Source organism: Akkermansia sp. N21169 (assembly GCF_029854675.1).
Classification (GTDB): domain Bacteria; phylum Verrucomicrobiota; class Verrucomicrobiia; order Verrucomicrobiales; family Akkermansiaceae; genus Akkermansia.
In genome coordinates this window covers 438,898-457,042 of sequence record NZ_JARWNC010000041.1, presented here as the reverse complement: position 1 = coordinate 457,042, position 18,145 = coordinate 438,898, and the positions used below count along the sequence as shown (strand labels likewise).

Here is an 18,145-nt window from a genome sequence, read left to right as displayed (position 1 = left end):
CACCCATCGGAACGGCCTCGTTGTTTCCCCTTCCTATGCATTCAAGCCGGGTCGCCGGCGGAGTGATACGTCCTGAAATGGAGGAACCCCATGAGAACGGCGACAACCAGGCTGCTTGCCAGGAAAACGATAGCCGTCGAATGGCAAATATTTCCGATGCCAACGAGCGGTGAGACGAGTCCGCCGGCGCCGAACAGGACGGCTCCCAGGAAGGCTGAGGCCGTTCCGGCACGTTTTTTCTCGCTGTTCATGGCGAGAATGGTCGAAGACGGCATGATCAATCCCAGGAAGAACAAGGCAAGGAACAGACTGGCCTCAAACAGCCATAACGGGCCGTCCGCCAGCAGAATTCCCGCTGTGGAAATTGTCGTCAAGATACCCAGGATACAGCCTGTCCGCAAAGCGATCCGCACATTGGAAAAGGAAGAAAGAACGAGGCTGCTGGCTACCATGGCCAGGGAATTGACAGCGAAGGCTCCTCCGAACATCATGGGATTTAAGCCATAGTGGTTTTGCAGGACATAGGGAGATGAGGAGATATAGGCAAACAGAATCCCGAATGTGGCTCCCTGCAATAAGCTGTATAACATGAAGGAGCGGTTTCGGAACAGATAACGGAATTGAGCAAGAGAGGCAACAGGCGATGCCTGGAGACGTTTCCCATCGGGCAGGGATTCCTTGAACCGCAGGGATAGGATCGTGATAGTTATGCCCAGGGCGAACAGGAAAACGAAGATCCCTCTCCAGTTCGTCACTTCCAGCAGCAGGCTGCCGCAGATGGGGGAGATCATCGGAGCCAGGCTGTTCATGGCCATGATAATGCCGAAGGCGCGTGTCAGATCCTTCCCGGTAAACAAATCGGTCGTGATCGAACGGGAGAGGACGATGCCGCCTGCTCCGGCCATTCCCTGGAGCACGCGGAATGCCAGGAAGGAATGGATGTCCCACGCCAGTATGCATCCTCCTGTCGATGCCAGAAAGAGAAGGAGAGAGATGCGGAGAGGATTCCGCCTCCCGTATTTGTCGCTGAGAGGGCCGATGAGGATCTGTCCGATAGCCAGGCCGATCATGCTGGTCGTCAGGCTCAGTTGAACCATGACGGGAGTCGTCGAGAAACTGTCTGCCATCATCGGGAGGGCCGGCAGATACATATCCGTGAGCAAGGGAGCAAAGCCCGATAGTGCCGCTAGGAAAATGTAGATGAAAAGACGGTAGGCGCGACTCATGAGATGATTGTTTGTTATCGAAATGAAATTAATAATGCAAGATAATAGTTTTTATTTGGTAATTATTTTACATGATGTGATGACCGGCATGCGGAGGGATCGGAATTGACAGGGGAGGGGATTCGATAACAGTAGTTGCATGAAATACCTTCTGCTGTGCGCTTGTATTGTTTTGGGCTTCGTTTCCCTGTCTGCCTCTGCGCCTTCTACGGAAGGAGTAAAGGATAAAATTGCCCGTAAGATCTGGCAGAACGAATGTGCCGGTTCCGTGAAGGGCCTTGTGTCATGGAACAAAGGGGAGAACTTTCCTTCCTTGGGAATCGGGCATTTTATCTGGTACCCTCGAGGTGTCCGCGGGCCGTTTGAGGAGAGTTTCCCGGAATTTGTCCGCTTTGCCGCGTCCAAGGGCGTTACCGTGCCTTCCTGGGCGCGCGGGACTGCCCCCTGGGCGGACAGGCAGGCTTTTTTGGCTTCCGACAAAAAAGGGGGATTGGCCGATGTCATGCGTGCATGGCTGGCCTCCCATACGGAAATCCAGGCGGATTTCATCATCAAACGCTCGGTATCGGCTTTGCAGAGGATTTGCCGTGAAGCGAAGAATCCGGAGGATATCTCGCGGAAATATTATGCCGTGGCCTCGACTCCTCAGGGGATGTATGCGTTGATCGACTATGTCAATTTTAAAGGGGAGGGCGTGAACGCCGCGGAGCGGTACCGCAACCAGGGATGGGGGCTCCTTCAGGTGCTGGAGGAGATGCGGCCCGTCGTTGCGGGAAATGCGGCTTCTACAGAGTTTTCCCGAGCGGCCGGAAAGGTCCTTTCCCGGCGCGTTGCCAATAGTCCTGCCGACCGCGGCGAACGCAGGTGGCTCCAGGGTTGGTTGAACCGTTGTGCGACCTATGCCGTCCCCTTGTAACGAGTTTTCGTCACAATTTTTCGTGTGATTTGCCTTGACGTACCCCTCCCGGGCAGTGTACTCCGCATGCCTACATTAATAATTGAGTATTGACAATGACTCCTTACACAAACGAAGAAACGTCTCTGATTTTGTTCAAGCCCGACTGTGTGCGCAAAAACCTTTCCGGTACGATTTTGAAGCGGCTCCTGCATGAAGGATTCCGCCTTCGCGGGCTGAAAATGATCCAGCTGGATGAAGCGATTTTAAGAGAACACTATGCACATATTCTTGATCTTGTGATCGACGGAACCCCTCTCTTTCCCCGTTTGCTCGCTTTCATGACCAGTTCCCCGGTCGTCGCTGTGGCTTTGAGCGGCCCCGGCGTGATCGTACGCGTACGCGAATTGCTTGGACCTACCAATTCCACCAAGGCTCCCAAGGGAACGATCCGCGGCGATTACGGCACCGATAGCATGATGAATATTTGTCACGCTTCCGATAGCCCCGAATCGGCAGCGACGGAACTTGCCCGTTTCTTTAAGCCGGGTGAATTGTTCGATTATCTCAGTTGATCCCTGATGGTTCAACTGTTTGATTGGGGATGTCCTCCCGGGGGGACATCCCTTTTTAAATTCTCCGTGGACGGGAGATGGAAAAGAGAGTAAATATCCGGTATGGATTTTAACTCAGGCATAGCGGCAAACGTCATTGATACGATCGGGGGGACGCCCATGATCCGTCTGAATAAGGTGACGGAGGGCAGTCCTGCTGAAATTCTACTGAAGTGCGAATTCCGCAATCCTCTTTTCAGTATTAAAGACAGGGTGGCCCTTTTCATGATCCGCGATGCCGAACGCCGGGGACTCCTGAAACCGGGTGGCTTGATTATCGAACCGACCTCCGGCAATACGGGAATCGGGCTGGCCTTCGTTGCCCGTAGCCTGGGGTACCGGTGTCTGCTGGTCATGCCGGAGACCATGTCGGTGGAACGCCGGGCTTTGCTCGGCATGCTCGGTGCGGAAATTGTCCTGACTCCCGGTTCCCTGGCTATGAAAGGTTCTATCGATAAAGCCCGGGAGTTGACGGAGAAATACGGTGACAATGCCTTCATGCCCGATCAGTTTTCCAACCCGGCTAATGCCGAAGCCCATTACATGGGGACCGGCCCCGAAATTGTGGCTCAGACGGGCGGTCGTGTGGATGTGTTCGTTGCTGGAATCGGTACCGGCGGGACGATTATGGGTATTGGACGCCGCTTGAAGGAAGAATGTCCCGGTGTCCGTATCGTCGGCATGGAACCGTCCGAAAGCGCTGTGTTGTCGGGAGGTTCCCCGGGGGCTCATCTGATCCAGGGAATAGGAGCCGGATTTATCCCCTCTATTCTGGACGTATCCCTGTTGGATGAAGTCATTGCTGTTCCGGGAGAGGCCGCTGTCGAAATGGCCCGGCGCCTGAACAAGGAAGAAGGGATTCCTGCCGGTATTTCCACGGGAGGCAATGTGTACGCTGCTCTGGAACTGGCCCGGCGTCCCGGCATGGAGGGCAAGCGTATTGTGACGGTGGCCTCTTCCGCCGTAGAACGGTACATGAGTACCGTGCTGGTCAGGAATGTCCGGGAACAAGTCACACACCTTCCCATCAGTCGATAGGGAACGATGTAAGATCAAAGATTTTGAAAGAGAATGCCCTTTTATAGCGTATATTCTACGCTATGACGAACAATTCGACTCTCCTTTGTTCCATGCTGGCCGGTATTGCCGCGCTGGCGTGGAGTAGTCCGGCTTCCATGGACGTTGAAGCCCCCCGTCCGTACGGGGCGGTGCCTTCGCCAGCTCAGTTGGCGTGGAACGACATGGAAATGCACGGGTTTGTTCATTTTACGACGAACACGTTTACGGGAAGGGAATGGGGATTTGGTGACGAATCACCGGACATGTTCAACCCGACGGATTATGACCCGGAGCAAATCGTCAAGGTCATGGCCGATGGGGGCATGAAAGGGATTATCCTCACGGCCAAGCATCACGACGGCTTTTGCCTGTGGCCGACAAAGACGACCAAGCACAGCGTAGCTTCCTCTTCGTGGAAGCACGGCAAAGGAGATGTCGTACGCGACTTCGCCAACGCCTGTAAAAAATACGGGTTGAAGTTCGGCATTTATCTTTCGCCCTGGGACCGCAACCATCCTGCCTACGGAACGCCGGAATACATCAAGGTCTACCGCGAACAACTTCGAGAATTGCTGACCAATTATGGTCCCTTGTTTGAAGTATGGCACGACGGTGCCAATGGAGGCGACGGTTACTACGGTGGCAAACGGGAAAAGCGTTCCATTGACCGTAGTACCTACTACGATTGGCCCAAAACCTGGGAACTCGTGCACCGGCTTCAGCCGGGAGCCGTCATTTTCTCCGATGTCGGACCGGGATGCCGATGGGTCGGCAATGAATCGGGTTTTGCCAATTATCCCTGCTGGGCGACGTATGAACCTAAGAGCCCTGATGCTTCCCTTGCCGCTCCCGGGCATTGCACTTCCGGCAATCTCCCATCCGGAGACGTGAACGGCAAATTCTGGATTCCAGCCGAGGCGGATGTTTCCATTCGTCCGGGCTGGTTCTGGCACGAATCTGAAAATGCACGTGTCAGGACTCCGGAAAACCTGATGGAACTGTACTTTTGCAGCGTTGGCCGCGGAGCCAATCTCAATCTCAATGTTCCGCCGGATCGCCGCGGGCGCATCCATGAAAATGATGAGGTAGCTCTGAAGGGATTCGCCGCACTCCTCAAAAAACTTTATTCCCGCAACTTTGCAGCCGGTGCTGTCGTTTCGGCGGATTCCACTCGCCCGGGAACGGATGCTTCTCGGGTATTGGATCGCAAGAGAACGACTTTCTGGATGGCTGCCGATGGTCACAAGACGGGTACGGTGACATTGAATTTGCCGGAAGAGGCCGAGTTCGACGTCATCCGCTTGGCGGAACCGATTCAGCTGGGACAGAGAATTCGTAAGTTCTCCGTCTCCGTTTTGGAGGATGGCCAGTTTGTGCCATGGGTTGACGGCAGCAGCATTGGCGGCCACACCCTGCGTCAGGGTAAGCTTGTCAAAACCAAAGCTGTTCGCGTATCCATCGATGCGGCGGATGCCGAACCGGCCTTGAGCGAAATTTCGCTTTGGAAGCGCCCGGTTGTGATGAAAGCCCCGGAAGTCGTTCGGAACGCCGAGGGCAAGGTTGAATTGAAATCTCCCTCCGGCATGACGCTTCGTTATACCCTCGACGGCACGGAACCGGGGACTTTGTCTCCGGAATACAAGGAACCTCTGAATTTACCGCTTGGCGGTAAAATTGCCGCTCGTGCATTCCGTGGAGAAGAAATGTCTTCCGTCGTTACTGAAGAACTCCCCGTTAGCACGGCAGACTGGAAGGTCATCGCCGCTGAACAAGCCGCCTCTGATCCGAAGGCTGCCATCGATGGCAATCCACGTACTTTGTGGCACACGCACGCCGGTTCCGGAGAAATCGCTCCTCCACAGGCTATTGATATCGACATGGGGGCCGATATTCCGGTTTCTGCCGTGTACTATACACCCCGGCAGGATGGTACGACCCGTGGCATCGTCAGCCACTACGAAGTGTATCTGAGCAATGATGGGAAAAACTGGGGCCGCCCTGCCGCCACAGGGGAATTCTCTAATATCAAGGCTAATCCTATTCGCCAGAAGATCGCGATGAAACATCCGGTTAAGGCTCGCTACATGCGCTTTGTTGCCAAATCCGTCGTCGATGGCAACCACGTTGTTGTGGCGGAACTCGGCGTCGAAGCGGCACGGTAATTTGCACCTTTATCCAACAGGGCTGGTTCCATGTTTGGAATCAGCCCTGTTTGTCTATCCGAAGGTGGTTCATTTATTCGGACGGCTAATGCATGTTGCCTACCAGTCCCAGCGGGTCATGGCGCGGTATTCCGTGAGGCGTTCGTCGAAGCACTTTCTGTCCATTGTGAACAGGGCATCGGCAGAGAAGGATTCACAGGTGAAGGAGGCTGCTACCGTGGCATGGACGATGCCTCGTTTGACATCGTCGAAGGAGGGTGTCAGATCCGGCAGGCAGGCAAGGTAGCCGGAAAGGGCGCCGAGAAACGTGTCGCCGGCTCCGGTGGGATCGACGACGGATCTCAAAGGCCAGGCGGGGCAACGGAACAGTCGCAATCCGCCTCGTGCATTCCGGGCAAAGAGGCTTGCCCCGTATTCCCCCTGCTTGATAATGGCAAATGCGGGCCCTAGGGAAAGAATGTGTTCTCCGGCTTCAAGAAGACTGTCGGTATGGGCGTACCCTTTGGCTTCGTCTTCATTCATCAGGGCAATGTGGGAGAGGTGCATGACGGCGTCGAGCATTTCCGGCTGACGCGTAATCCACTTGTCCATGGAGTCCGTCAGGACGAGTCGGGGATTACGGCACTGGTTCAGGAACTGGAGCTGGCGGGCGGGTACCATGCAACTTGCGACGATGACCGGGTGATCGCGCAGGACTTCCGGGACATCTACTTCCCAGTTGACCATGACTTCATCTTTGGCGGACACGGTACGCCGTTTGTTCATATTGTCGTAGTATTCTCCTGTCCAGGCGAAAGACGGGCCCTGGTAGCGGACGACATGGTCGAGATTGACGTGTTGCCGTTCGAGGGATACCATCCAGTCTCCGGGAAAGTCGTTGCCGATAATACTGAGGATGTCCACCGAGTCGGCAAAGAGCCGTGCCGCAACTCCGGCGAAACAAGCGGAACCACCCAGGACGGAGTCCGCCCGGTCGGTAGGCGTAATAATCGTATCAATGCCGATGGTGCCGGAGAGAAGAATGCGGGCTGACATGGAAACAAAAAAAGCGGGAACGGCTTGCAACCGTTCCCGTCGGGTTGGTGAATGGATTACTTGTAGGATTTTTTGAGGATTTCCACTACGTCATCAATGGTGAAGCGGGGCACGTCGATAGCGAACAGGCTGCCCATGGTATCAAATGCCGTCTTGGCATAAGTACGGAATTTTTCCGGTACCAGTTTGTAGTCCGACATTTTCAGGGAATCCACTCCGCAGGCCTTTTGGAGGGCGACTAGCGCGCGGATGAAACCATCGACGGAGGGTTCTTCTCCCATGGCTACAGCCATTTGGGCATAGCGTTCCGGACTGGAGGGACCGTAGGTTTCATGATAAGCCTTGGAAATCATGATGAGTCCGGCGCCATGGGGCAGGGAGGGATCATAGGCGCTCAGGGCATGTTCGATGGAGTGTTCGGACGAGCAGCAGGACGCGGTTTCTACAATGCCGGAGTAGGTGTTGGCCAGGGCGACATAGCTGCGGGCTTCAATGTTGCCGCCGTCGCGGACGGCCGTGGGGAGATACTTGGCAAGGTATTCGATAGCTTTGAGGGCGAACATGTCGCTGATGGGAGAGGCGATTTTGACGATGTAGCCTTCAACGGAGTGGAACAGGGCATCGAACCCCTGGTAGGCCGTCAGATGCGGAGGAACGGTTGTCATAAGTTCCGGATCGACAATGGATATTGTCGGGAACGTACCTTTGTAGCCGAAGCCTATTTTCTCATGGGTATCTTCCTTGGTGATCACCGTCCAGGGGTCGGACTCCGTGCCGGTCCCGGCTGTCGTGGTGATACAAATAATGGGCAGAGGTTTGTTCGGAACCGGGAGCGCCTTGCCGCTTCCTCCGCTGATGTAATCCCAGTAATGGCCGGGATTGGTTGCCATGACGGCGATGGATTTGGCGGAGTCCATGCTGCTGCCTCCTCCGAGGCCGATGACGAAATCGCATTTTTCCTCACAGGCGATGGCGGCGGCTTCCATCACGTGTTCCACGATGGGGTTGGGCTGGATTTTATCGTATACGATGGAGTCGGCGCCGTTTTCCTTGAGGAGGGCGCGCACCCGGTCGAGATAACCGAGCCGCTTGACGGAGGAACCGCCGATAACAATCATGGCTTTCGTACCGGGGAGTTCGATCTCGGCAAGTTTGTTCAGGGAACCGGGACCAAAATGAATATCCGCGGGCATCAAGAATTGAAAATTTTCGAACATGGGCCAACCCTAGCAAGGCCTGCTGCAGTCGTCAAGCAGCCAGCCTGCCCGGTCGGTTCAGGGGGTGCAGGATGATGCGGACATGATTAATCGTGATTTCACAAGTCTTGTAGTTGATATGGGAAATGAATTGTGGCACAAATGCGCAAGGAAACTTAACGACTGGCTCCATGGGACATACGAAGATACACGTAGGATTGGAAATAGGGACTAGCAAGACTTGCATGGTCGTCGGGGAAGTGAAGCCCGACGCCACCGTGACGATCATTGGCGTGGGGGAGGTCAAGAGCTCCGGTGTGATCAAGGGCGAAATAGCCGATCCGGCAAAAGCCATCCAGAGCATTTACGATGCCTGGGTGCTTGCCCAGGATCATGCTGATGTGGACATTATGACGGTTTACCTCTCTGTGACCGGCTCCCACATCGTGGGAAAAACGAACCGCGGCACGTTCCGTCTTCCGGAGGATGAAAGTATCATCAGCCGCGAGCATATGGATGAGGTGACGGACATTGCCAAGGACTGTCCCCTTGGCCCGGATCAGTTTGTCCTGCACCGCGTGCCGGGACTTTTCTCCGTGGACGGGCAGGAGAATCTCAGCAATCCGGAAGGCTTGTCCGGACGGACTCTTGACATCGACTGCCATATTATTCACGGCATGAAGACTCGTATCACCAATTCCCTGCGTTGCGTGCGGGAAGTCCCTCTGGAAGTCGAGGATGTCGTTTTCGCGCCTCTGGCTACGGCTCAATACGTGCTGAGTCGCCAGAGCAAGCAGGCGGGAGCCCTCCTCATCGACATGGGGGGAGGTACGACCGATTATGCCTTGTACATCGAAGGCCAGCTTACCGCCTCCGGTTGCGTGCCGCTCGGCGGAGATCACATTACCAATGATATCCGCCAGTACACGGGTATTCCCTGGGTCAAGTCGGAGTTGCTTAAAAAGACGGAAGGAGATGCCTACGGCAGTCCCGGACGTTCGAGCGATATGGCTCGTTTGGTCGGCGACCCCGGCATGAAAGATTTCTCCGTTTCACGGACGGTTCTCAATGAGTTGATTCAGAACCGCCTTGTGGAAACCTTCAAGGTTCTCAAGAAATGCTTGCCCGACGATGTATTCAAGAAACACCGTTGCAGCGAGGTGTACCTGTGCGGAGGCGCCAGCCTGATGAGAGGCGTCGGCGAATTGGCTTCCCGTATGTTCGGAGTGCCGATTAACCAGCCGAGCATGTCCGAAGATCAGGGTTCGGCTACCTATCTGGACGATCCACGTTATGCGACGGCTATCGGCCTGATTCGGTATGCGCAGATCCTTGATGCGGAACTGCCTCGCAAAACCGGTTTTCTGGGATCCCTTAAAAATTTGATTATGAAGAAAAAACGTTGAACGGCAAACTCCTTCAAATGTTCCATTCTTTAGTTCTATCGATTTCATGCTGACTTATTCTCCTAGCGACGAACCGACTACTCCCCCTCGCGTTGCGATCATTGGGCTGGGTGGTGCGGGAAGCAATGTCCTTCACCTGATGGAAAAGAAGGAATTGCCGGGGTGTTCCCTCTATTCCGTCAATTTGGATATCCGTTTGCTGGAATCATCGGGCGCGCCTCATAAGATTCACCTCGGCAGCAGTGTGACGCACGGGCTCGGTTCCGGGGGCGATCCCCAGGTAGGCGCCCAGGCTGCCCGTGAAAGCGAAGCTTCGCTGGTGCGTGCGTTGGAAGGCTGTTCCCTGGCGGTGATGATCGCAGGGCTTGGAGGAGGTACCGGATCCGGTGCTGCTCCTGTCATTGCCCGCCTTGCCAAAGAACTGGGAGTATTTTTGGTGTCGGTCGTTACCATGCCTTTTGATTTTGAAGGCCCGCGCCGTTCCGAACAGGCTCGTGCCGCTTTGGCGGAATTAGCCCTGTATTCCGATATCCTGGTGCCGTTCGACAACGAAAAAATGGCGGATCTGGTCTCGGCGGACGGCAGTGTCCTCCGGGCGTTCGATGCATCCAACCGCCTGTTGATGCGTGCCGCCGAAGCTGTGCCGATGCTTCATGGCAATCCGGGGCTGGTCCGTTTGGGACTGGATGATTTGCGCACGGTGATGGCCGGTAGAAATCGCAGTTGCCTGTTCGGGTTCGGAACGGCTCGCGGCGGCAATAAGGCCGTCGAGGCTGCCCGCCAAGTCATGGAGTCACCTTTCCTGGCCGCGGCGGAATCCTTGCGTGGCGTCAGTGAAGTCCTTGTGCATGTGACGGGCGGTGAATTGCTGGGGCTGGATGACATCCGAAAGGCTATGGACGAAATGGCACGGCTTTTACCCGGAAGAATGCAGGTCCACTTCGGCGTATCCGTGTGCCCGGAAGCGGGCGATGAATTGCGGCTGGTACTCTTTGCCTCGACGGCGATGCGCGAGCATGTCCGCAAGCCATTGACCGAATCCGCGTTTTCCGCAGAAACAACGGAGGTTGTCTCTCCGGTTCCTGCTCCCGTTTCCCTGCCGGCAGTGCCGGAAGATGCATTGTCCCACTCCGTCGTTGCCGAACTCCCCGCCGATGAACCGGTTGTTCCCGAATCTCCTGTCCAGGAACCGGTTATAATCATTCATTCCGATATTGATCCTGGTGCGGAATTGGAGCTTCGACAAGAGGATCCCGAGCCTCCTTCCGATGTTTCGTCTGTTCCGCATGTCGAGGTGCCTGCCTTTTCCTTTGAACCGTCAAACCGGACGATGGCTCCTTCTCCTCGCAGTGCGCCCCAGTCCCGCCGTTCCCGTTTCGAGAAGAAAGTCGAGGCTCCAGCGGTTACTCCTCCGGTGGCAGAGCCTCTGCCTGTCGAAGAGGAGGAAGATCCCTTTGACAAGCTCAAGGAGATTTTTGTCGAAAAGTCGCCCGCGGAAATTTTTGCCGGCGATTCCGGCGACTCCACATCTTCCGATGAGGCAATCGATCCCCTTCTTCCGGAAGAAGAGGAGGACGAAGACGGCAAGGGGCTGTTTTCCAATGTCGATGCCTTTATCGTCGACGGAGAAGACCTCGATCTTCCCCCCTTTATGAGAAAGAAAAAATAGGCAGCCCTGGTGGGCTGCCTGATTCAGTCTTTTGTTGTTAACTTCGGATGGGAAGAGAACCCAGGACGGAATTATTTTTTATTTGCTTCCGGCAGCAATAATTCCTTGTACAAGGCGATGGGAGCAAGCCCTCCCCAACCGCAAAAATCATTGCCGGCTCTATCTTTGGGATGATCGCATTGCTCCGGGGAGATATTCTCGAAGACAGTACCTGTTTTGCGCCACAGTTGCGCATTGGCATTGTAGTACCGGCGGGCAATGTCCAGCGCCAGATCGCGTTCGCCCAGCTTCATGAGCCCCCGGATGGCGACATAGGTTGTCGGAGGCCAGACGGAACCGTGCCAATACCCGTGTTCCGGGTTGTATTCCGGTTCATTGGCGGCCAGGGTCGGCAGAGGGACGGGGCGGTTGAATGTCGCGGGATCTTTCAGGGTGGCAACGATTTTCGGAACCCGTTCCTTGGGGACGATTTCCGCAATGAGTGCCCAGAATGCTCCGGCATGGAGACGGGGAATGGTTTCTCCCTGGTAGTAGTCGCAATAGAATCCGAGCTTCTCGTCCCAGCATTTTTCATTGATGAGTTTGGCCATTTCGGCATGCTGGGCACGGTATCGGGCCGCGTCGTCCTTGTTGCCGAGGATCTCCGCAATCCTGGAGAGATTCAGGGCATTGAAAGCCATTTGAGATGAAATGTCGATCCACCCCATCTGCTTGTTCCAGCAGTAGAGAGGATTGTTTTTGACGACATTCCACATGCCCTTGCTGTCTGCGGTAATATGTTTTTCTTCAATATTGATTCCCCCGGCCATCGAAAATCCGGGTTTTTTGGGAAGGCGGGGCAAGTCGTCCATGCCTCCGCCGAGGGCATCTCCGTAAAACAATCCGTCGTCCCGGCGGTAAGCCTTCCAACAGAAATCATGATGCTTTTTCAGGTGAGGATAAACTGTGTGGAGGCGGGCCTTGTCCGTAACGCCTGATTCGAACAGTTCCCACTCGGCCCAGCATAAAATAGGAGGATTGAACGAGATGGGATGCTCCCGGCTCCAGTAAGGCTTTCCATCGCGTTGGAATTCCCGGCAGATAAAGCCGTCAGGCTCCTGGAGCATGTAAAAATTGTCAAGCGATGTCGTGATGGGGAAATGATCCGGTGCGTGCTTGGCCCAGAGCGTACAGAAAACCGTGTCCCACAGGAACAGACCGGAGAAGCCGCCTCCGGTGGCGAGACGGGGTTTCAGCGGCACTTTGGGAGGAGACTGTTTGTCGGCTTTCTCGACTTGAGCAATTTTCCGGTCGGCGATTTTCAAGGCGCCTTCGTAAAAGGCTTTCATGAATTCCGGGGTGAAATTGTCGTCGTTGATGGCTCCGGGTTGAGAACTTGCAGGAGGAGTCTCAGGTCTTCCGCCTGCTCCTTCCGCATGCGCTGGCAATAGCGGCAGAGAGGCAAGGGTCAGGCCGGAGCAAAAAGCCAGAATTTTGAAATCCGTGGGGTTCATGGAATATCTCATTTCCTATTCATACGGGAATGAGGAGTTTTTTCTTTCTTTCATTTCCAAAAGGCAAAAGGAACTGGCGGATATTTATTGTTTAATAGCCGCCCCGAGAGTGTCCAAAGGGGACTCTTCGAGGTGCAATTCGCGGACGACGACTTGGAAAATGAACAGGCTGGCCGCTGCGTCGAACAGGGCATTGTGCCAGGTTTTTCCGGGCAGGAGGGCAGCCAGGCTATCCGAGACGCCCAGTGCGTCCGCTACGCTACGGAGGGAGTAGTCCGGCAGACCGGGCAGGCACATGCGCGCGAGCGCGAGCGTGTCGATCCACGGGCCGAACCCGTGACCGGGGAAATGCCGCAGAAAACGTCTTTCCGTAGCCGGATTGTGACCGATGACAACGGCTCCTTCAAGATAGGTTCGGATGGTGTTCCAGAGACTCAGGAAGGAAGGTGCCCCGGCAAGCATGTCCGTGGTGATGCCGTGTACCTTGGAGGCACTCCAGAGGACGGGTTTGTTTGTTGCAATGTAGGATTCCCAGAGAAGCGGTTTTTCCTGCCATCCACCGATGCGGGCAATGCCGATCTGGACAGGCTGATCGGTTTCTCCCGGGGCGGCTCCCGCCGATTCGAAATCAATGGCGGCGAAACGGCATTCCTGAATGATGCGGGAGAAGGGTAGACGCATGAATGAGGCTGAAAGTGGGGGCTGCTAGAATAATTCCAATTGGGCCTGTTCGGCACGGGGCAGCGTGTCGTCCATATCCGTATTTTTAGCGCGCGGTTCCTCTTGAAGACGGGGAGATTTCTGCTTTTTGGCCGGACGGGTGGAGTTCATTTCCAGGTGGGAGAGGATTGCCTTGGCCCTGTCCACGATGGAGGAAGGCATGCCGGCAAGGCGCGCGACCTGGATGCCGTATGATTTGTCGGCGGCTCCCGGGATGATTTTGCGAAGGAAGACGATCTCGTCGTGCCATTCCCTGACGGCGACATTGCAGTTGGCGACTCCCGGGCGCGATTGCTCCAGATCGGTCAGTTCGTGATAGTGAGTGGCAAAGAGCGTGCGGGATTGCAGTTTGTCGTGCAGGTGCTCGGCGACAGCCCAGGCGATCGAGAGGCCGTCGAATGTGGCGGTTCCGCGACCGATTTCATCGAGGATGACCAGGGAGTTTTCCGTGGCATTGTTGAGAATGAGGGACGTTTCGCTCATTTCCACCATGAAGGTGGATTGTCCGCGAGCTAGGTCGTCGCTAGCTCCCACGCGGCAGAAGATTCTGTCCACCAGGCCGATAATTGCTTCATCGGCGGGTACGTAGGAACCTATCTGAGCCATGAGGGCAATCAGGGCGACCTGGCGGATGTACGTGCTTTTTCCGGCCATGTTGGGGCCGGTGATGAGGATGAGGCGGGAATCCTCAGGAGTCATGTCCGTATCGTTCGGTACGAAAGACTGGTTTGTCAGCGTCTGCTCGATGACGGGATGGCGACCGTTGACGATGTGCAGGCGGCGGCTTTGTTCCAGCACGGGGCGGCAGTAGCGGTTGCTTTGGGCGCATTCCGCAAGAGCCAGGAGGACATCCAGCTCGGCCAGAGCATCGGCGGTCGACTGGATCGGGTCGATGTAGGCGGAGAGGCTTTCGCGGAGACGGACGAATTCCTCGTATTCGAGTTGGCGGGAGCGTTCGTCGGCGCCGAGGATGGTATTCTCCATCTGCTTGAGTTCCGGAGTGACGAACCGTTCGGCATTGGCGAGTGTCTGCTTGCGGGTGTAATCGTCGGGGACCTTGTCGTAGTGGGACTTGGTCACCTCGATGTAGTAGCCGAACACATTGTTGAAGCGGATTTTGAGCGAGTCGATTCCCGTGCGGATGCGTTCTTTTTCCTGAAGTTCCGCAAGCCAGAGTTTGCCATCGCGCGATGCGAGGCGCAGTTCGTCCAGATTGGGCAGGTAGCCGTCTTTGAGGATGCCGCCTTCCTTGATCGTGACGGGAGGTTCGTCCTCAATGGCGCGGTCGAGCAGGGCGACGAGGTCGTCGAAACTTCCCAGGCGTTCCAGAATTTTCCGGAGCAGGATGCCCTCGCCGTTCAGAGCGGTAAGATCGTCCCTGACGTCGGGAATGCGGGCGAGGGAGCACCCCAGGGCCTTGAGGTCGCGGGCGTTGCCCGTTCCCTGGGCAAGCCGGCCGGTGAGACGTTCCATGTCGCGGATATTCTTGAGACTCTCCCGTAGTTTGCTCATCAGGAAAGGTTCCGCGAGCAGGTTGGCGATCATGTCCTGGCGGGCGTGTAATTCGTCCAGATCGCTGAGGGGATGCAGCACCCAGTCCCTCAGTTTGCGGGCTCCCATTGGCGTGGATGTTCTGTCCAGTGTGCCGAGCAGGGACAACTTGACCCCGTTTCGCGAATCGACGAGGTCGAGGTTTCTCTGGCTGGCTTGGTCGATCAGGACGGTACCGGAACCGGCGCGGACGGACAATCGGCGCAGGTGCCCCGTCGGTCGGCGGAGCTGGTAGGAAAGATAGTGGAGGATGGCGCCTGCGGCACCGAGGGCGCGATCCATGCCGGAGCAGCCGTAGCCGTCGAGAGAATGGACGCCGAAGTGGTCCAGCAGGGCGGGGATGGCCGTCGTGGGCAGAAACGTATAGGCGTCGTAGTAAAGAGTGACGGCCACGCCGGGGAACATGTCCTTTTGTTCGTCGCTGATGAGGAGTTCGGATGGATTGATGCGGGCGATTTCATCCAGAAGGAGATTGATGTCTTCGAATTCGGCCAGCGAGAATTCCCCCGTCGTATGGTCGGCACAGGCAAGTCCGAACGTTTTTTTGTGCTTGAAGAGGGCGACAATATAATTGTGAACCGAACTGTCCAGCAGATTGAGATCGGCCAGCGTTCCGGCGGAGATGATCCGGGTGATCTCGCGTTCGACGAGTTTTCCGGGAACGGGTGTGCTCATTTGTTCGGCAATGGCAATGCGTTTGCCGGCTTTGACGAGCTTGCCGATATAGGCTTCCGCAGCATGGTGAGGAACGCCGCACATGGGGATGCTTTGCCGTTTGGTGAGTGTCAACCCCAGGATGCCGGCCCCTTCCTTGGCATCTTCGAAGAACATTTCATAAAAATCTCCCATGCGGTAGAAGAGGAATACGTCTTCTGGCAGGCCCTTCTTCATGCGAAGGTACTGCTCCATCATCGGAGTTACGCTGGAGGGCTGGTCGGTCATGGAACGGGAAATAATGTAATACGAACTCTTCCCGATGGCAAGGGCTCGCGCCTCCCATTTTAGAAATCCCAGATGTTGCGGACAATCATGTATGTAACGGTCAGCATGCCGAATCCATAGTATGTCCGTGCCCGGACAAGTTGCCACCACCTGGGCTGCGTATTCCCCCGGATCATATACAGGAAAGAATGTATGTATTCAATCAATAGGACTCCTGCGGCAGGTATCCAAAATATATTGTACCGGATGGCTTGGAGATAATCGCCCTGCAGACAGGCAAAATACGCACGCGTCCCTCCACACCCCGGGCATTTGAGTCCGGTATAATGGGCCAGGGGACAAAAGGGTACCAGATCCCGTACCCATTGAATGGTTGCCGGGCTCTGGTGTTTGAGAACGATAAAGAAAGTGAAGGCAAAAAGTGCCAACCCTGTCAGGAGCAAGAAGTACTTGCTGCGACTCCACAGGAATTTTCGTGTTTGTACACAGCCGCCATCTCCGGTGGTTTTGAGAAAGTGCCCGAACAAAAGAGTAGTGGGATATCTTGTCCTTCGGCAAAAGGTTTGGGCCGATCTTAGACGGAAATAACGAATAGGGAGATACAGATCGCGATGCAGGCAACCCCAATAATGGCGCTGATGATGCTCCATTTCTTGGCTTCGTCGGCCTTTTCCCTTGCTTCTTGCATTTTTCCGGCGATGAGAAGGACATCTACTTTAGAGGCGCAGATAATGGCGTAAATACCGGCCGGCTTTCATCGGGGACGGGTGCCAGTTCCCGTGCGAGGCTTTCCGGGGCGGGGATGGCTTCCGGGATGTCCTTTTTGGCGGGGATGCCCAGTTCTCTCAGCTTTCGGGCGCGGGGAAGGAGGCGGCTTTCGTAGGAAGCGGCGGCTTTGTTGAATTGGGCAACGGTTCTGTTGAGGCTTTGGCCGACAGAGCAAAAATGCTCCGTAAGAGTAATGCAGCTGTCGTAGAGGTCGGCTCCGGCCTTGGAGATGGCGCGGGCGTTTTCGGCGAGTTGTTCCTGGCGCCAACCGTAGGCAACGGCCCGCAGGAGGGCAATGAGCGTCGTAGGCGTAGCCAGAATGACCCGGTTGTCGACTCCGGTCTCGATCAGGGTGGGATCCGCTTCCATGGCCGCCTGAAAGAACGATTCCCCGGGCAGGAACATGACGACAAATTCCGGCGTGTTCTCAAACTGGGAAAAGTAGGATTTGGAACCCAGCCGCGTCAGGTGGTCGCGTACCTGGCGGGCATGGCGTACGAGGAGGCTGCTCCTCTGGTCGGGATCTTCGGTGTCCATGGCTTCCAGGTAGGCGTTCATCGGCGCTTTGGCATCAACGATGATGTGGCGGTTACCCGGGAGGTTGACGACGAGGTCGGGACGGATGGACGACTGATCGTCGCTGCGGCTTGTCTGGACGGTAAAGTCGCAGTATTCGACCATGCCTGCCATTTCGACGACGCGCCGTAGTTGGAGTTCTCCCCATTTGCCGCGCATGTTGTTGTTGTGAAGTGCCTGGGAGAGTCGGCTCGTTTCCTTGCGGAGCGTCGTGTTGCTTTCAGTGATAAGCTTGATTTGTTCCCGGAGCGAGGCGTAGGTGAACTGGCGGTCTTTTTCCATGTCTCCGAGTTTGTTTTGCACCTGGCGCAGGGTGTCGCCGACAGGCTGGAGGAGAGATGAAATGGCTTGTTTTCGGGAATCGAGTTCGTGAACTGCCTGTTGCTGTTGAGCTTGGAAATGGGTTTGCGCGAGGGTGAGGAACTGTTCGTTGGAGGCTTTGAGGGCACGTGCGCCTACTTCGGCAAAAGATTCCCTGAGTGTTTCGCGCGCCTGGGCAAGCAGGGCGTCTGTCTGGACGGAGGTTTCGCGGACGGCGTTCAGCTCGGCTTTGGCACGGATGACGCGTTCCCTGGTCCGGAACAATTGCACGGCGAGGACGGCGGCCAGGACAAGAAGCAGGATGACGAGGCTCCAGGGAAGAAGTTGAAAGATGAGTGAATCCGGCATAGGAAATTAAGAGGAAGTGTAATGGAGAAGAGAGTATTTTCAAGACAAGATCGTTGATAGTGCGTGCAGGAGGATATTTTGTCCATAATTCAACAAAGTTTGATTATAGACGATTTTGCCTGTGGGAAATGCGTATGAATAGACAAGGCATATCTATGTCTTTG

14 protein-coding genes are annotated in these 18,145 nt (G+C 55.6%); 6 read left to right on the top strand and 8 right to left on the bottom strand.

Features of this window, described 5'->3' with window-relative positions:
• Positions 1-41: 41 nt before the first annotated feature.
• Positions 42-1,226 carry a multidrug effflux MFS transporter gene (locus QET40_RS12360; RefSeq protein ID WP_280127480.1) on the bottom strand — a complete coding sequence of 395 codons (1,185 nt, stop codon included), beginning with the start codon at positions 1,224-1,226 and terminating at the stop codon, positions 42-44.
• A gap of 139 nt (positions 1,227-1,365) precedes the next feature.
• Between QET40_RS12360 and QET40_RS12355 the strand changes: the two genes are divergently transcribed.
• The 4 genes from QET40_RS12355 to QET40_RS12340 all read left to right on the top strand — a co-directional run bounded on the left by QET40_RS12355 (position 1,366) and on the right by QET40_RS12340 (position 5,956).
• On the top strand, positions 1,366-2,142 hold the full coding sequence (locus QET40_RS12355; protein WP_280127479.1) for a hypothetical protein: 777 nt from the start codon (positions 1,366-1,368) through the stop codon (positions 2,140-2,142).
• Positions 2,143-2,237: 95 nt separating this feature from the next.
• Positions 2,238-2,696, top strand: a complete 459-nt coding sequence (locus tag QET40_RS12350; RefSeq protein WP_280127478.1) for a nucleoside-diphosphate kinase — start codon at positions 2,238-2,240, stop codon at positions 2,694-2,696.
• 102 nt (positions 2,697-2,798) lie between these two features.
• Positions 2,799-3,773: a cysteine synthase A gene (cysK, locus tag QET40_RS12345; protein WP_280127477.1), complete on the top strand. Its 975-nt coding sequence runs from the start codon at positions 2,799-2,801 to the stop codon at positions 3,771-3,773.
• 62 nt (positions 3,774-3,835) lie between these two features.
• Positions 3,836-5,956 carry an alpha-L-fucosidase gene (locus QET40_RS12340; protein WP_280127476.1) on the top strand — a complete coding sequence of 707 codons (2,121 nt, stop codon included), beginning with the start codon at positions 3,836-3,838 and terminating at the stop codon, positions 5,954-5,956.
• Positions 5,957-6,055: 99 nt separating this feature from the next.
• Here the strand turns inward: QET40_RS12340 and QET40_RS12335 are convergent, their stop codons facing one another.
• Positions 6,056-6,991, bottom strand: coding sequence for a PfkB family carbohydrate kinase (locus QET40_RS12335; protein WP_280127475.1), 936 nt, complete (start codon positions 6,989-6,991; stop codon positions 6,056-6,058).
• Between the two features lie 56 nt (positions 6,992-7,047).
• On the bottom strand, positions 7,048-8,208 hold the full coding sequence (locus QET40_RS12330) for an iron-containing alcohol dehydrogenase (RefSeq protein WP_280127474.1): 1,161 nt from the start codon (positions 8,206-8,208) through the stop codon (positions 7,048-7,050).
• Positions 8,209-8,333: 125 nt separating this feature from the next.
• On the opposite strand from QET40_RS12330, the gene ftsA reads away from it, so the two are divergent.
• Complete coding sequence (gene ftsA, locus QET40_RS12325; protein WP_322190014.1) at positions 8,334-9,593, top strand: cell division protein FtsA; 1,260 nt, start codon at positions 8,334-8,336, stop codon at positions 9,591-9,593.
• Between the two features lie 46 nt (positions 9,594-9,639).
• Positions 9,640-11,262 carry a hypothetical protein gene (locus tag QET40_RS12320; protein ID WP_280127472.1) on the top strand — a complete coding sequence of 541 codons (1,623 nt, stop codon included), beginning with the start codon at positions 9,640-9,642 and terminating at the stop codon, positions 11,260-11,262.
• 71 nt (positions 11,263-11,333) lie between these two features.
• Here QET40_RS12320 and QET40_RS12315 read toward each other — a convergent pair whose 3' ends face one another.
• The 5 genes from QET40_RS12315 to QET40_RS12295 form a co-directional block, all read right to left on the bottom strand.
• Positions 11,334-12,755: a trehalase family glycosidase gene (locus QET40_RS12315; RefSeq protein ID WP_280127471.1), complete on the bottom strand. Its 1,422-nt coding sequence runs from the start codon at positions 12,753-12,755 to the stop codon at positions 11,334-11,336.
• Positions 12,756-12,839: 84 nt separating this feature from the next.
• On the bottom strand, positions 12,840-13,436 hold the full coding sequence (locus tag QET40_RS12310) for a 3'-5' exonuclease (RefSeq protein WP_280127470.1): 597 nt from the start codon (positions 13,434-13,436) through the stop codon (positions 12,840-12,842).
• Between the two features lie 24 nt (positions 13,437-13,460).
• Positions 13,461-15,968 (bottom strand): DNA mismatch repair protein MutS, encoded by a 2,508-nt coding sequence (gene mutS / locus QET40_RS12305; protein WP_280127469.1) that lies wholly within the window; start codon positions 15,966-15,968, stop codon positions 13,461-13,463.
• A 574-nt stretch (positions 15,969-16,542) separates the two neighbouring features.
• Positions 16,543-16,668, bottom strand: coding sequence for a CD225/dispanin family protein (locus QET40_RS12300; protein ID WP_280127516.1), 126 nt, complete (start codon positions 16,666-16,668; stop codon positions 16,543-16,545).
• Between the two features lie 11 nt (positions 16,669-16,679).
• The gene (locus tag QET40_RS12295) at positions 16,680-17,981 is read right to left on the bottom strand and encodes a DNA recombination protein RmuC (protein ID WP_280127468.1); all 1,302 of its coding nucleotides are present in this window, start codon (positions 17,979-17,981) and stop codon (positions 16,680-16,682) included.
• Positions 17,982-18,145: the final 164 nt, after the last annotated feature.

Coding starts and splice junctions, on each gene's coding strand:
- QET40_RS12295 (WP_280127468.1), bottom strand. CDS start 17,981: ATGCCGGATTCACTCATCTTTCAACTTCTTCCCTGGAGCCTCGTCATC.
- QET40_RS12360 (WP_280127480.1), bottom strand. CDS start 1,226: ATGAGTCGCGCCTACCGTCTTTTCATCTACATTTTCCTAGCGGCACTA.
- QET40_RS12340 (WP_280127476.1), top strand. CDS start 3,836: ATGACGAACAATTCGACTCTCCTTTGTTCCATGCTGGCCGGTATTGCC.
- QET40_RS12350 (WP_280127478.1), top strand. CDS start 2,238: ATGACTCCTTACACAAACGAAGAAACGTCTCTGATTTTGTTCAAGCCC.
- QET40_RS12310 (WP_280127470.1), bottom strand. CDS start 13,436: ATGCGTCTACCCTTCTCCCGCATCATTCAGGAATGCCGTTTCGCCGCC.
- QET40_RS12355 (WP_280127479.1), top strand. CDS start 1,366: ATGAAATACCTTCTGCTGTGCGCTTGTATTGTTTTGGGCTTCGTTTCC.
- ftsA (WP_322190014.1), top strand. CDS start 8,334: ATGAATTGTGGCACAAATGCGCAAGGAAACTTAACGACTGGCTCCATG.
- QET40_RS12335 (WP_280127475.1), bottom strand. CDS start 6,991: ATGTCAGCCCGCATTCTTCTCTCCGGCACCATCGGCATTGATACGATT.
- QET40_RS12315 (WP_280127471.1), bottom strand. CDS start 12,755: ATGAACCCCACGGATTTCAAAATTCTGGCTTTTTGCTCCGGCCTGACC.
- cysK (WP_280127477.1), top strand. CDS start 2,799: ATGGATTTTAACTCAGGCATAGCGGCAAACGTCATTGATACGATCGGG.
- mutS (WP_280127469.1), bottom strand. CDS start 15,968: ATGACCGACCAGCCCTCCAGCGTAACTCCGATGATGGAGCAGTACCTT.
- QET40_RS12330 (WP_280127474.1), bottom strand. CDS start 8,208: ATGTTCGAAAATTTTCAATTCTTGATGCCCGCGGATATTCATTTTGGT.
- QET40_RS12320 (WP_280127472.1), top strand. CDS start 9,640: ATGCTGACTTATTCTCCTAGCGACGAACCGACTACTCCCCCTCGCGTT.